The organism is Micromonospora lutea, from assembly GCF_016863535.1.
Taxonomy (GTDB): Bacteria; Actinomycetota; Actinomycetes; order Mycobacteriales; family Micromonosporaceae; genus Micromonospora; species Micromonospora lutea.
Genome location: NZ_BOPB01000030.1, coordinates 83,008 through 96,304, shown reverse-complemented (window position 1 = coordinate 96,304; position 13,297 = coordinate 83,008). Strand labels below are relative to the sequence as shown.

Genomic DNA, 13,297 nt, shown 5'->3' with positions numbered 1-13,297 from the left:
AAGAACTTCCGGAAGTGGGTGCACCGGGCACCGCGATCGACGAGACCATCGCACCGATGGCTGGTCGCTCGCTTAGAGCCGTACCGGTCAGGCTGGTTCGACAGGCAGCCACAACTCGCAGGTGGCGGTGCTGAAGTCGGCTGTGCGCTCAAGGATCGCGACGATCGCCGGACCGGGCCGCAGCCGCCACGGGTTGGACGGAAACCACTCGGTGGCGGTCGCGGCCCAGGCCTGTTGCAGGGCCTGCGGATGGGGTCCGGCGGAGCGGAAGACCGCCCACGTTCCGGCCGGCGACTCGATGCTGTCGAGGTCGTCCGGGACCGTGGTGTCGAAAGTGACGGCGACCCCGTGCAGGTAGGTCAGCTCGGTGCCCTCACCGGCGTCGGGATCGGCGTCGTCGGTGATCTGGAGCAGGCCCTTCGGCTCGGTGCCGCTGAGATCCTTCAGCCGTTGGTGCGCCTCGGCCGGCAACGCGGCGATGTGCCGCTCGATGTGCGGATTGACGCCCTGGTGGATGAGCGGAACCCGGGTGGCGTGCCCGATGAGCCGCAACGCGGGACGCTCGACGATGCGGGTGTCCACGGGGGTGCTCCCTTCGACGGTCAGGCGGAACCTGAGCTGTGGTTGGGTACGAAGGGGGCCTCCGTCGCGGCGAACGTCACCGGGACCGACGCCGTGGACGGCCCGGAACGCACGTCCGAACGCCTCGGTGGAGCCGTACCCGTACCGGACCGCGATGCTGAGTAGGTCGTCCTCACTCCGGACGACGTCGGCGGCGGCGACGGTCATGCGCCGCCGGCGCACGTACTCCGACAGCGGCATGCCGGCCAGCGACGAGAACATCCGCCGCAGGTGGTACTCGGTGGTGCCGAGCGCCCGGGCCGATGCCCCGACGTCGAGTTCCTCGGTGAGGTGCTCCTCCACGAGATCGACGAGCCGGTTGAGTGCCGAGATCATCAGGCCTCCTTCCCGACGTCGAGCCTGGCCCGCGCGACCCGGTGCGCGCCCGATCTTCCTGGCCCGATCCGATCATGCGGGAGCAGGCGGTGGCAGGCGGGACACGCTCGTTTGGGACACCGGTGGGCGGGTAGACGCCGGATCCACGGCGAGAGGGGTACGGCGAGGTGGACGACGACCAGTTCATCGAATCCGTGGCAGAGCGCACCGGGTCCTCGGCCGAGCAGGCGACCGCGCTCGCGCGAGCCACGCTGACCACCCTGGCGGAGCGGATCGACGGTGGCGAGGCGCGCGATCTCGCCGGTCATCTGCCGGAGGGCCTGCGGGCGTACGCGTTCGGCCCGCACGAGGACGCCGAACGCTTCGGCCTCGACGTGTTCGTGCAGCGGGTCGGTGGACGGGCGGACGTCGACCCCGAACTGGCGGCAGCCGGCATCCGGGCGGTCCTCGACACCCTTCGCGAGGCGGTCGGAGCCGGCCAGTACGACGACGTCATCGCGTTCCTGCCCGCGGAGTTCTGGCAGATCGCAAATCCGGTCCCGCAGTACGACGTGCAGCGCGAGCGGGGCTGAACGCGCCACCGGAGATCACCGGAGCAGGGCGCCCCTGGTCACCGGCTCCAGGTACACCGGAAGGTGGTCGCCGGCCTGGGCGACAAACATCGCCACTTCGTACGCCATGTCGCCGACCTCCGCCTCGCCGTCGATACCGACGGCGAGGACGGCACCGTTGCCGGTGGTCGCGTGGAACAGGAACGCCCGGGACATCTGTACCACCACCTGGTGCAGTTCACCCTTTCCGCAGACCCGCGCGGCGGCCAGGCCCAGCGCCTGGAGTCCACAGACCATGCTGGACAGTCCGCTGGCGAGCTCGTCGTCGATGCCCCGGGAGGCACCCAACAGGAGCCCGTCCGGGGAGAGCACCACCGCGAACTGAGCCCCCGGCACACGGTCGACGATGTCGTCGAGCGCGCGACCGAGGTTGTCGGCGGTGGCCACCGCAGAAGTCATGGCAGGTCCTCTCGTTGGGCGGAACCGGTGATGCGGGCCGGTTCCGGCTCAGTCCGCGGCCCGACGGGGCCAGGGCTGGCCGTTCGTGGTGTGCGACGGGTCGGCCAGAATGGTACGAAGCAGGGCCAACAGGTCGGTACGGTTGGCGCAGTCGAGCCTCGCTCGCATCCGGGCGACGTGATGCTCCACAGTCTTGGCGGAGATGAACAAACGGTCTCCGATCTCCCGGTAGGTGAGACCGGCGACGACCAGTTCGGCCACCTCCCGCTCCCGCTCGCTGAGCCGGTGCGACACGCTTCCGGCTGCCGACCTGCGATCCTCGGCGGCGGACCGGCCCTGGAGTGCCCGCGCACAGTCCAGCAGTGTTGTCATCGCCCGCCGGTCGGCGGTGCGGATGGCGGCCTGCCCGGCCAGGCGGGCGCCGTCCCAGCAGAGGCCGGTGTCGTGCAGGCCCCGAGCGGCGGCCTCGACCCGAACCGGGTCGACGGTGCCGCGCAGCACCTCCAGCCAGCACTCGGCCGCGGCTGCCACCACGGCGGCGTACCGACTGTGGTCGGCGGCGGCGACCAGGGCGCTGACGTGCTCGTCGGCGGCGGCCGGGGTGTCGGAGAGGATCGCCGCGTGCAGTCCGCTCCAGTGCAGCGGCGTACCCCACAGCGGCGGATCGTCCAGGCGGCCGAGCAGCTCGTGCGCGGCCCGCAGATAGGGCGTGAGCCGGCCCAGGTCACCGAGCCGGGCACCGGCGATGGCCAGTTCACCCAGCGGCAACAGCGTGAACAGGTCGACCGGGTGGCGGACCACCGCCTCCAGCGCGGACACCCAGCCGCGTTGCAAGGCGGCGAGGTCGCTGGTGCGCCGGGCGATACCCATGGTCAGCCCGGCGGCGAAGAGCCGGTCACGGGACTCCAGCCCGACGTCGACGGTCGCCTCGGTGAGCTGCTCGCCGGCCGCGGCGATCCGCCCTCGCGTCATCAGGATCCAGGCTCGCAGCAGTCGGTGCCGGCCGGTCAGCAGCCGCCCACCGATACCGCTGGCCAGGGCCCGGTCGAGGACCCGCTCGGCGATGTCCAGCTCGCCGCAGTGCACGGCGGTCAACGCCGCCAGCGCGGCGGGACTGTCCGGCAGCAACACCGCCCGACCGTCGGGCTCCAACAGGGCCGCCGCCTGCACGAGGGTGGACAGGGCAGCCGACGGTGTGCCCTGGATGCTCTCGCGTACCCCGTCGGCCATCAGCCGGGCGGCACCGGCTGGCAAGGTCGGTGGGCTCTCCTGAGCGGGTTCGGGATGGTCGATCGCCCGGCCGGTGGCGAGCGCGCCGACCGTGGCGAAGGCGTGGGCGGTCGCCCCGCCGGACCACCGGTACAGCTCCACGCTGCGGTCGGTCTGTCCGCGATGGGCCAGGGCGGTGGCGGCGACGAGGGCGGCCTGCGCCCGGACCGGCGGCGTCGCGGTGGTGAGCAACCGGTCGGCCAGCCGCAGTGCCAGGTCGAGGTCACCGGCGAGGGCGGCGGCGACCGCCTGCCGGCCACCGGTGGGTCGGCCGGCAGCGGCCGCCGCAGCGAACAACCGGGCCGCCAGACCCGGTTCGTCGCCGAGGGCCTCCTCGGCCGCCGCCTCCAGGGTGGCCGCCGGGCAGTCACCGGCCACACCGGCCGCCAGCAGCGAGCGCACCAGCGGCAACACCGGTGCGCCCCGGCTGAGTGCCAGGTCGCTGAGCAGGTGCCAGACGGCGGTGCGGTCGGCGGCCGGGCTCAGTGCGGTCACCGCCCGCCCGACCAGCGGGGTGGGTCGGCCGTCGACGCCGAGCAGACCGGTCGCCCGGGCTTCGGCGACGAGGTCGTCGATCTCCGCCGGCTCCCGGTTCAGCAGCGGGCGCAGCGCCTCGACGGACAGCGGGACGTCCGCGGCCAAGGCGATCAGCAGCCGTCGTACGTCGGTGGTCAGATGCTCCAGGTCGGGACCGAGGTGCAGGACCACCTGGCGGGGCGGTTCCGTCGGTATGCCCGCGGCCGGGTCGTGTTCGCGCAGTCCGTCGACCAACCAGCCGACGTGGCGAGGCACTCCCCCGGTCTGGGTGTGCACGAAGTCGACCAGCTCCGGACGGCGGCCGAGACGCGGCACGGCCGCGAGATACGCCGCGGTGCGGGCCCGGGTGAACGGGGTGAGCAGAAGTTGACGCCCGTCGCGGCGCAGCGTGTCGATCAGCTCGACCAGGGCTGCCGGTCGCGGCCACGGTCGGTAGCTGATCGCGATGCGGTGCCGGCGGTCGGTGACCAGCCGCCGCAGCGTCCGCAGCCGGGCCGCATCGAGCAGGTGCGCGTCGTCGACCAGCAGCACCGTGTTTGGGTCGTACGCGTCGTCGGCCGCCGGCACCTCGGTGTGCACGGTGACGCCGGCCCGGGCGTACCGGCCGGCCAGTTCCTGCAGGTAGGTGGTGCGGCCGTGGCCGCCCGGTCCGGTCACGCCGAGTGCCAGCGGCGCGGCCGGTGCCGTGGTGATCGCGTCGAGCAGGTCGGTCGGTTCGGCGTCGAGGACCAGTGGGCTTTCCGCCACGGTGCTCGTCATCATGGCGGTCATCCTTCGTGCCCCCGACTGCGCACCAGCTTCCGGCGGGCTCGTTTTGGCAGGTCGAGGGGTGGGTAGCGGACCGGCGGACGGGGCGGCGGCTCGTCGCCGTGGGTCAGGTCGTCGGTCGGTCCCAGGGGTGGGCCGGCGGTGCGCGCCATCGGCCCGTGGGACGTGGTTGCCACGGCCGCCGGGAACTCGGCGGTCGTGGGTGGACCGGCGGGCGAGGGTGGCCCGGCCGGCAGCGGTCGTGGGGAGAGGATCCGGGTGCCGGCGGCTGCCGCGCCGGCGGCGGCGGTGTGCTGCGGGTCGGGCGCGGTCTCGACCGGAAATCCGGCCGTGGCGATCAACTCGGCGACCAGTGGGACCCGGCTGGCGCCGCCGGCCAGCAGCACCCCGTCGAGCTGCGCCGGTGCGAGGTTCGCGCCGCGGACGGCCTGCGCCAGCAACGCCACAGTGGTCTGCACGGCGGGCCGGATCAGCTCCTCGAACTCCAACCTGGTGACCGGTACCCGGACCGGACCGATCGGCAACGACAGCGCCACATCCGTCTGCGACTCGACGGTCAGGTCCCGCTTGGCCCGCTCACACTCGGCGGGCAACCGACACAGGGCGGTGCGGGCACCGGGGCCTGCGGCGGTCAACTCCCGGACGAGTACGGTTCGCACGTGTGCGGCGAGCGCTGCGTCGAAGTCGGCGCCGCCCAGCCGGGCGAGCGTCCGGGGGACGCCGACGGTCTCGTACCGGTCCCGGGAGTTGCGTCGGACCAGCGCGGCCTCGAAGGTGTCACCGCCGAGTGCGTACACGGCGGCCACCTCACCGGCGAAGCCCCGGGCGGCGTATCCCTCCGCCACGGTGACCGTGCGGGGCAGCAGCGTCACCTCCTTCAGGCCGTAGTCCCACAGGGCGCTGTGCAGCAGGTCGCGACGGTACCGTCCCCAGGAGGCGGGGTGGCTGAGCACGACCATCTCGGCCGGCCCGCCCCGGGCGCCGTGAACCTGATCGACCACGTGCGCGGCGAGCAACGCGACAAGTGTCTCCGGCCGGTACCGTTCGCCGGCGAGCAGCAGGGGCACGTTGTCGCCGACCCGGCTCAGCACCCCACGGGCGGTCCGTTCCGACTCCTCGCTCTCGCCGAGGGTGAACGTGCCGTCGGTGGCCAACAGCAGCGCCGACGGGAGCGGGCCCGGGCCCGGGTGCAGAGCGACCGGCTCGGGTTGGGCCCACCGTCCGTCACGGTGGTGGGCGACCGCGGCGACGGTGCTGGTGTTGCCGATGTCGATCCCGAGCACGTAGGCCATCTGCTTTCTTCCTTGACCGTGTCGGCCGTGGGGGTGGGCCGGACAGACCCGCCGACGGCGGGTCGCCCCGGGGGACCCCGTGGGCTCCTACGTTCGTACCAGAGATCACTCCGGCAACAGGAGCCCCAACTTCGGCGAGCGCCCATCCCCCACTCCCCCTAACGTACGAGAGCCCGAATGCCCCTAATCGAGCGGGTCGGATTGCGGGATCGTCCCCGATGCCCGGTGCGGCACGCCGCCCGTAGCGTCGTCGGCGATCACCGGTCGTTGCCGTTTCGCCGAGGAGAACCCCCAACCATGGACCAGACCCTGCACGATTTCGTGCTCAACCTGCTGACCGATGCGGACGCCCGGTCGGCGTTCGATCTCGACCCGGAGGGCGCGCTGCGCGCCGCCGGCCTCGGTGACATCACGGCCGCCGACGTACAGGACGTGGTGCCGCTGGTGGTGGACTACGCCCCGGTGCAGGGACTCGCGCCGGTCGCCCCGGTCACCGGGCAGCTCGGTCTCGACCCGCTGGTCGGCGACGCCACCGACGCGATCAGCCAGTTGCAGCACGTGGCGCAGCAGATCACCGTCGGCAGCTCGCACTCCGGCGTGGACGTCAAGGCCGGAGTGCTCGGCACGATCGCGGTCGACCCGTCGTCGGTGACCGCGAGCGCGAGCGTCTTTCCCGGAGTCGGTGTCGGCGTGACCCCCACCGGGGTGGGGGCGGACCTGTCCGGCGTGCACGACGTGGCCGACACCCTCGACGCGGATGTCGTGGCCCCGGTCGACCGCGTCACGGAGCCGGCGCTCGGTGACGTCACCGGTGCGGTGGGTGACCCGGTCTCCGCAGTGAACGGCGCCGGTTCCGGGCTGCTGGACACCCCGTCCGGACTGCTGCCCGGGGCCACCAGTCAGGTCGGCGATCTGGTCGGTTCGCTCGGCGTCGACGACACCCTGGGTGGGCTCGGCCTCACCGGTGAGACCGGTGGCGTGGTGCCGCCGCTCGACCTGGATTCCACTGTGGGTGGTGTGACCGGGCAGGTCGGGGGCTTGTTGGACGGTGTCACCGGCACCGTCACCGGCGGCGCGACGGGGGTGCTGGGTGGCGGGGTCAGCGGTTCGGTGAGCGGGGACACGGCACCTCACGGCGAGGCGGCCGCCTCTACCGGCGGGGTGCTGGGCCTCACCGACGGTCTGCTCTGACACCGCTGGCGGGTGGGGCCGGTACCGGACGGTACCGACCCCACCCGCCTCTTCGCTCTTGATAATTAACCCGAAATCCGCACACTTGGTGCGGTGATGGCGGGAATCTGGCTCGACGCGCTCGACAACATCGCCCGCACGTGCCAGGAACACGGTCGCGGTGACCTGCTTCAGGCGGTCCGCCTCAAGCGCGCCCACCTGCTCGATCCAACCTTGACCGTGCTGGTCGTCGGCGAGCCGAACCAGGGCAAGAGTCAGCTGGTCAACGCGATCGTCAACGCGCCGGTCTGCCCGGTTGGCGACGGCACCACCACCGTCCTGCCGACGGTGCTGCGGCACGCCGAGGTCGCCTCGGCGACGGTGGTGCAGCCGCCGCCGGGAACACCGCCCACCGTGGATCCACCGGCGGCGCGACGAACGCCGGTGCCGACCGACCAGATCGCCGCCGGCGTCGGTGGCAGCGCCGGCCGACTGCCCGGCGGCGGCCCGGCGTACATCGAGATTGGTCTGCCCCGGGCGCTGCTCGGCGCCGGTGTGGTGCTGGTCGACATGCCCGGCGACGGTGATGTCACCACCGCCGGCGCCGGCACCCCGGTCGCCGCCCTGGCCCGCGCGGACACGGTGCTGCTGGTCACCGACTCCACCCGGGACCTGTCGGTCAACGAGCTGAACATGCTGCTGCGTCTCACCCGGTCCCACTCCAATGTGGCCGTGGTGCAGACCAAGACGGACCTGGTGCCCGATTGGCAGACCGTGGCCGATCGCAATCGGCGGCACCTGGCCGACGCCGGGCTGCCGGTGCCGTTGATCCCCGTGTCCGCCGCGCTGCGGTTGCACGCCGCCGCCACCGACGACCACGCGCTCAACGCGGAGTCCGGCTTCCCGGCGCTGATCACCCTGCTCCGCCGGCACCTGGCCGCCAAACCCGACACTCTGGCCCGGGCCGCGGTGGTGCTGACCGCGCGGACCGTGGTGGAACAACTCGCCGCGCCGCTGCGCGCGGAACTGACCAGCCAGCGCTCGACGGAGCAGTCGGCCCCGATGGCCCGGCTGCACGCGGCGCAACGAGAGGTCGACGAGCTGCGCCGGTGCACCACCCGATGGCAGAACACCCTCACCGACGAGATGGCCGACCTGATCTCCGACATCGAGCATGACCTGCGGGACCGCACCCGGCAGATCCTGCGGATGGTCGACGAGGCGTTCGAGACCGCCGACCCGCTGGTGGCGTGGGACGACGTCGCGCGGTGGCTGGAGCGCAGCCTCGTCGAGGCAGCCGAGGCGAACCGTCGGTGGCTGGTCCAGCGGTGCGACTGGATCGCCCGCCGGGTCGCCGCGTCGTTCGCCCGGTACGGCCACGGGTCGCTGCCGCCGTGGCCGCTGACCGCGTCGGTCGAGTACGGCGCCCCGGTACCGGAGCTGGAACGCCCCAACGTCGACCGGTTCACCGTCGGCCAGAAGGTGTTCACCGGCATGAAAGGCTCCTACGGTGGGCTGTTGATGTTCGGGTTGGCGTTGACCCTGGCCGGCATGCCGATGATCAACCCGATCTCGGTGGGCGCCGGTGCGCTCTTCGGCGGCAAGAGCATCCGCGACGAGGGCAGACAGTTGCTGCGCCGCCGGCAGGCCACGGTCAAGGCGGCGGTGCAGCGGCACGTCGACGATTTCTTCATCCTGGTCAGCAAGGACAGCCGGGACGCGGCCCGCCGGGCGCAACGCGTACTACGTGACCATTTCGCCGCGCTCACCGACGACCTGCAGACCGCCATCATCGAGTCGCTGCGCACCGCCAAGGCGGCGGCCGACACCGACGCGGCAGAACGTGAGCGACGTCAGCGCGAGATCCAGCAGCGGATGATCCGGCTGGCCGAGCTCTACGAGCAGGCGCAGCAGGTCACCGCCGCCCGCCCGGCGCCGCTGGCGCCACTGGCATGACCAGTTCACGGCTGGACGCCGAGGTCCGGGACCTGCTGCACCGCGCCCGGCACGGCTATCGCGACAACCCCCGGGCCACCGAGGTGCTGCGGCACCAGGTGGCCCGCTACGACCAGCCATTGCGGGTCGCCGTCGTCGGCGGGTGGCGCAGCGGCAAGTCCACCCTGCTCAACGCCCTGATGGGTGAGGAGGTGGCCCCGGTCGACGGGAGCGCCTTCACCTGGTACGAGGACGGGCCGCAGCCGGACGCGACCGGGTACTCCCCCGGTCATCCGCCACAGCGACTGGCGGTGTCCCGCTCCGGCACCGGGATGCGGGTCGACCTCACCGGTTGGCGCGCCGGGGAACTGCGCGACATCGTGGTGCGCTGGCCGGCGCGCTCGCTGCGGCAGGTGACCCTGCTGGACACTCCGGCGGTCGGCGGGGCCGACGAGCAGGCGTCGGATCCGGTGCTGCAGCGGGTGCTGCGCGAGTCCGACGCGCTGCTGTACCTGACCCGCGACGCCCGGGGTGCCGACCTGCGCGCCCTGGAAGCCACCCGGGACGGAGTCGTCGGACAGGCCGCACCGGTCCACACCATCATGGTGCTGTCCCGGGTGGACGAATCCGGTGGTGGCCGCGTCGACGCGCTGCTCGGCGCTCGTCAGCTCGCCCGGCGATCGCTGCGGAACCCGCACGTGGACGCGCTGTGCACGACGGTCGTGCCGTGCAGCGGGCTGCTCGGCCTGGCCGGCCGGGTACTCGGCGAGGCCGAGTTCGCCGCGCTCGCGGCCCTGGCCCGGGTTCCGCGCGCCGAGCTTGAGCCGTACCTGCTCTCCGCCGAACGCTTCGCCCGTGGTGAACCACCCGCCGGGTTGGCCGCGGCCACTCGCAACGCGCTGCTGGAGCGCCTCGGTGTGGTCGGGATCCGCCTGGCGACCACCCTCGTGCGCACCGGTTGCGACAACCGGGTGGCACTGGCCGCCGAACTGGTCCGTCGCAGCGGCCTCGGTGAGCTACGCGAGTCGCTCAACCGCCTCTTCGTCGACCGGCGACACGTGCTCAAGGCCCGTTCGGCGCTGGTGGCCGTGGAGACGCTGCTGCGCGACGAGCCGGGTCCGGCCACCGGGGACCTGCTCGTCGCGCTGGAGCAGCTTCTCGCCAACGCGCACGAGTTCGCCGAGTCACGGCTGCTGGCGGCGTTGCGCGACGGCCGGCTCGGCTTCGACGCCGAATCCGCGGCCGAGGCGCGGCGGTTGGTCGGCGGCGATGGTGACGACCCGGCTGCCCGGCTCGGGATCGCCCCCGACGCGACCCTCAGCTGGCTGTGGGAGACCGCCGCCGAGGCGCGCTGGCGGTGGCGGGAACGGGCCGAGGACCCGGCACTGGCGTTGCCGCAGCGACGTGGCGCGCAGGTCGTGGCCCGCAGTTGTGAGGGCCTGCTCGCCGATCTGGCCGCGGCGCACGCCCGTTGAGGCGTACCCGGTCAGGCCGGCCGGGCAGGGCCGTGCAGGCCCACCAGGCCGGGCACGGCGGCGCGACCGAGTTGGCCTCCGGTGACCGGGTCCTGCCAGGACACCGCTGCCCGATGACCCAGGTAGAGACGGCTGCCGTCCGGGCTGAGCACGAGACCCGTGACCGGGTCGCCTGCCACCCGCTCGGCGGTGACCGTCAGACCGGCCAGGTCCACGGCCCGCACCCCGGTACCGGAACCCAGGAACAGCCGCTTGGCGGAGGCCGCCGCGTACGCCGGAGCACCGCTGGTGGCGAGGGTGGTCGTACGGCGTACGGTCAGATCCTCGGTGGAGATCTCCGCGACGGTGCCGGAACCGACGTCGGCGACGTAGAGCCGGCCGCCATCGGGGGTGATCGCCATGGCGTGGCCGTCGGCGGCACCCTCCCCGAACGGATGCGGCAGGTCCACGCAGTACGCCCACCGCTGTTCGAGGTGCAGCGTGTGTACGAAAGCGTGTACGTCGCTGCCCGGCCGACCACTGATCCGGTCCCGGGTGTGCTGGTGGTCGGGCTGGTGGGTGTACAGCGTGTAGAGCACCGTGCGGTTCGGGGCCAGCACCGCCTGCCGCCCGTCGCCGCGCATTTCCTCTTCGGCGCCCTCCGGAACCGGGGTCTTGTCACGGGTCAGCAGCGGACCGGCGACCCCGCTGGCGAGATCGACCAGGCGCACCCGGTAGTGGTCCGGCGCCGCCGGTGGCAGCCATTCCAGCACGAACAGCCCGGCGAGGTCGTGGGTGAACGCCTCCGGCACGAAGTTGCCCGGCAGCCGCAGCCGCTGCCGTACGCCACCGGCGTCAGCGACCAACACCAGCGTCTCGTCGCGCCCGGCGGGGCGGTCCCCGGTGACGCTGAGCCGTTCCGTGGTCAGCGCCAGCCGGCGGCCGTCGGCCGAGACGGTCTGCGGCACCCACCGGCCCGGCAGCCGCACCCGCTCGGTGGCGTCGCCCCGACCGGCGTCGACGCGCCACAGGGCCGTGTCGGCGCCGTCCGGGGCAGCCACGTACACCAGCCGCCCGTCGGCGGTGGCCACTCCGGCACCGATCGTCTGCCGGTCGGTGCCACGCAACACGGTCAGGCCACCGTCGACCGCGACAAGCAGCGGGTCCGGCAACGGGTCGGCGACGGCCGGGGTAGCGGCCGGATCGCAGCCGGTCAGGGCGGCGGCTCCGGCGCCGGCCAGCGCGGTCAGCAGGGTACGCCGCGAAATCGTCGTGTTCGCCATCATGACCCGGTGACACCGTGGGACCGTCCCGGGTTCCCACTCGACGCGGTGGAACCTCCTCCGCCCCGGCGGTGTCAGTAGGAGTGATCCCACCGGAGGTTGCACTGGACGACGAGCAGTTCGTCACCCGCGCTCAGGCAGGTGACCTGGAGGCGTACGAATCCCTGGTCACCCGGCACACCGCGGCCGCGTACCGCACCGCGGTGCTGCTCGGCGCGGGTTCCGACGCCGAGGACGTCATCCAGGAGGCGTTCGTGAAGGGGTACCGCAAAATCGACCGCTACCGCGGCGAGTCGTCGTTCCGCTCCTGGCTGCTGGCTATCGTGGCCAACGAGACGCGCAACCTGCACCGTACCCGGGAGCGGCGCAACGGCCTGGTGCTGCGCGCCGCGCGGGTGCAGCCGGGCTCGGAGGTCGCCGAGGACGACGCCGTCGGTGCGGTCCTCGCCGGGGAGCGTCGGGCCGCGCTCGTGCGGGCCCTGCGGTCGCTGCCGTCCCGGGACCGGGAGGTGATCGTCTGCCGGTTCCTGCTGGACCTCAGTGAGGACGAGACGGTCACCACGCTGGGCTGGCCCCGGGGCACCGTGAAGTCGCGCACCTCGCGCGCGCTGGCGAAGCTGCGTGGCCTGCTCTCGGTGGAGGAGGCCAGCCGTGGATGACCTGGAGCGGGAGCTACGCGACCTGGCCACCTGGTTGGAGACCCCCGAGCCGCCGCAGGTCGCGGCGCAGGTCCGCGCCCGGCTGGCCACCACTCCGCGCACCCGCCGCGTCGCACGCCGACGGCGCTGGCGGTACGCGTTGGCTGCGGCGCTGGCCGCGCTACTGGTGGCGGTGCTGCCGCCGGGTCGGGCCGCGCTGGCCGACGCGGTGGCGGGCCTGCTGCGTTTCGCCGGCATCACCATCAGCACCTCCAGCACCGCCCCAGCCCTGACGCCGCCGACCGGCGTTCCGTCGCCGCCGCCGGCACAACGGTCCGCCGCTCTCGACGAGGCTCAGCGGCTGGTGCGTTTCCCGATCCGGACCCCCGCCGCGCTGGGTCCACCCGAACGGACACTGCTGGCCGACCCGGACGACGCCGGCAGCTACCGGGTGGCGACCTTGCTCTACCGGAGCGGCACCGTACGTCTGGACACCTTCGATGGCGGACTCGATCCGGTCTTCTTCAAGCAGGCCGGTGGGTCGGGAGCCCAATGGACGTCGGTCGGTGCGGCCGGTGCGATCTGGGTCGGCGGCCCGCACCCGGTTTCCTACCTCGACCGCGACGGGCGCGTCCGCCAGGAGAGCGCGCGACTCGCCGCCGCGACCCTGATCTGGGAGGACGCCGGGGTGACCTATCGGCTGGAGGGCGACCTGACCCTGTCCGAAGCGGTCGCGATCGCCGTCACCCTGGAATGAGTCCTCGTTGCAGTTTCCGCCTCTGGTCACCGTGCACCCGCTGCCGCTGACAAGCTCCACTGAAAAGCTGATGTAAGCGTGACCAACCGGGGTTTCCGAGATCCACCCGCGCCCCGCCGCCGCCGTTGTTCGGGTCAGGGTCGTGACCGGGACTGGACTGATTCGTCCCAATCAGCCCGGGGTAACCGACATCCTGAGGCCTACCGGGATTTTTCCGGGACCGAAGT

The 13,297-nt window shown here is 72.9% G+C and carries 11 protein-coding genes; 6 read left to right on the top strand and 5 right to left on the bottom strand.

Annotated elements, in window-relative coordinates; genetic code table 11:
* Positions 1-87: 87 nt before the first annotated feature.
* Positions 88-957: an AraC family transcriptional regulator gene (locus Vlu01_RS23815; protein WP_204003459.1), complete on the bottom strand. Its 870-nt coding sequence runs from the start codon at positions 955-957 to the stop codon at positions 88-90.
* Between the two features lie 167 nt (positions 958-1,124).
* On the opposite strand from Vlu01_RS23815, the gene Vlu01_RS23810 reads away from it, so the two are divergent.
* Positions 1,125-1,529, top strand: a complete 405-nt coding sequence (locus Vlu01_RS23810) for a DUF2267 domain-containing protein (protein ID WP_204003457.1) — start codon at positions 1,125-1,127, stop codon at positions 1,527-1,529.
* Between the two features lie 15 nt (positions 1,530-1,544).
* Here Vlu01_RS23810 and Vlu01_RS23805 read toward each other — a convergent pair whose 3' ends face one another.
* From Vlu01_RS23805 to Vlu01_RS23795, 3 genes are read right to left on the bottom strand one after another with little or no spacing between them, the layout of a single operon-like run.
* Positions 1,545-1,967 carry a roadblock/LC7 domain-containing protein gene (locus tag Vlu01_RS23805; protein ID WP_204003454.1) on the bottom strand — a complete coding sequence of 141 codons (423 nt, stop codon included), beginning with the start codon at positions 1,965-1,967 and terminating at the stop codon, positions 1,545-1,547.
* A 48-nt stretch (positions 1,968-2,015) separates the two neighbouring features.
* Complete coding sequence (locus Vlu01_RS23800) at positions 2,016-4,535, bottom strand: helix-turn-helix domain-containing protein (protein WP_204003451.1); 2,520 nt, start codon at positions 4,533-4,535, stop codon at positions 2,016-2,018.
* A gap of 5 nt (positions 4,536-4,540) precedes the next feature.
* Entirely contained in the window at positions 4,541-5,833 is a 1,293-nt protein-coding gene (locus Vlu01_RS23795; RefSeq protein WP_204003450.1) for an Hsp70 family protein, read from the bottom strand.
* 297 nt (positions 5,834-6,130) lie between these two features.
* Here Vlu01_RS23795 and Vlu01_RS23790 point away from each other — a divergent pair, with 297 nt between their 5' ends.
* From Vlu01_RS23790 to Vlu01_RS23780, 3 genes are all read left to right on the top strand, one after another.
* Complete coding sequence (locus Vlu01_RS23790; RefSeq protein WP_204003449.1) at positions 6,131-7,024, top strand: IniB N-terminal domain-containing protein; 894 nt, start codon at positions 6,131-6,133, stop codon at positions 7,022-7,024.
* Between the two features lie 96 nt (positions 7,025-7,120).
* The gene (locus Vlu01_RS23785; protein ID WP_204003518.1) at positions 7,121-8,959 is read left to right on the top strand and encodes a dynamin family protein; all 1,839 of its coding nucleotides are present in this window, start codon (positions 7,121-7,123) and stop codon (positions 8,957-8,959) included.
* A complete protein-coding gene (locus Vlu01_RS23780; protein WP_204003448.1) occupies positions 8,956-10,413 on the top strand; it encodes a P-loop NTPase family protein in 1,458 nt (485 codons plus the stop codon). Before Vlu01_RS23785 ends, Vlu01_RS23780 begins: the two co-directional genes overlap by 4 nt.
* An 11-nt stretch (positions 10,414-10,424) precedes the next feature.
* Here Vlu01_RS23780 and Vlu01_RS23775 read toward each other — a convergent pair whose 3' ends face one another.
* A complete protein-coding gene (locus Vlu01_RS23775) occupies positions 10,425-11,678 on the bottom strand; it encodes a YncE family protein (protein ID WP_239096083.1) in 1,254 nt (417 codons plus the stop codon).
* Between the two features lie 80 nt (positions 11,679-11,758).
* Here Vlu01_RS23775 and Vlu01_RS23770 point away from each other — a divergent pair, with 80 nt between their 5' ends.
* Both Vlu01_RS23770 and Vlu01_RS23765 read left to right on the top strand, forming a co-directional pair.
* A complete protein-coding gene (locus tag Vlu01_RS23770; protein ID WP_373307506.1) occupies positions 11,759-12,334 on the top strand; it encodes an RNA polymerase sigma factor in 576 nt (191 codons plus the stop codon).
* Positions 12,327-13,070 (top strand): hypothetical protein, encoded by a 744-nt coding sequence (locus Vlu01_RS23765; protein WP_204003447.1) that lies wholly within the window; start codon positions 12,327-12,329, stop codon positions 13,068-13,070. Before Vlu01_RS23770 ends, Vlu01_RS23765 begins: the two co-directional genes overlap by 8 nt.
* Positions 13,071-13,297: the final 227 nt, after the last annotated feature.

What these genes read in the sequence shown, in the direction of transcription:
- Vlu01_RS23815 (WP_204003459.1), bottom strand. Translation starts at nt 957, where the DNA reads ATGATCTCGGCACTCAACCGGCTCGTCGATCTCGTGGAGGAGCACCTC.
- Vlu01_RS23805 (WP_204003454.1), bottom strand. Translation starts at nt 1,967, where the DNA reads ATGACTTCTGCGGTGGCCACCGCCGACAACCTCGGTCGCGCGCTCGAC.
- Vlu01_RS23800 (WP_204003451.1), bottom strand. Translation starts at nt 4,535, where the DNA reads ATGATGACGAGCACCGTGGCGGAAAGCCCACTGGTCCTCGACGCCGAA.
- Vlu01_RS23795 (WP_204003450.1), bottom strand. Translation starts at nt 5,833, where the DNA reads ATGGCCTACGTGCTCGGGATCGACATCGGCAACACCAGCACCGTCGCC.
- Vlu01_RS23790 (WP_204003449.1), top strand. Translation starts at nt 6,131, where the DNA reads ATGGACCAGACCCTGCACGATTTCGTGCTCAACCTGCTGACCGATGCG.
- Vlu01_RS23785 (WP_204003518.1), top strand. Translation starts at nt 7,121, where the DNA reads ATGGCGGGAATCTGGCTCGACGCGCTCGACAACATCGCCCGCACGTGC.
- Vlu01_RS23780 (WP_204003448.1), top strand. Translation starts at nt 8,956, where the DNA reads ATGACCAGTTCACGGCTGGACGCCGAGGTCCGGGACCTGCTGCACCGC.
- Vlu01_RS23775 (WP_239096083.1), bottom strand. Translation starts at nt 11,678, where the DNA reads ATGATGGCGAACACGACGATTTCGCGGCGTACCCTGCTGACCGCGCTG.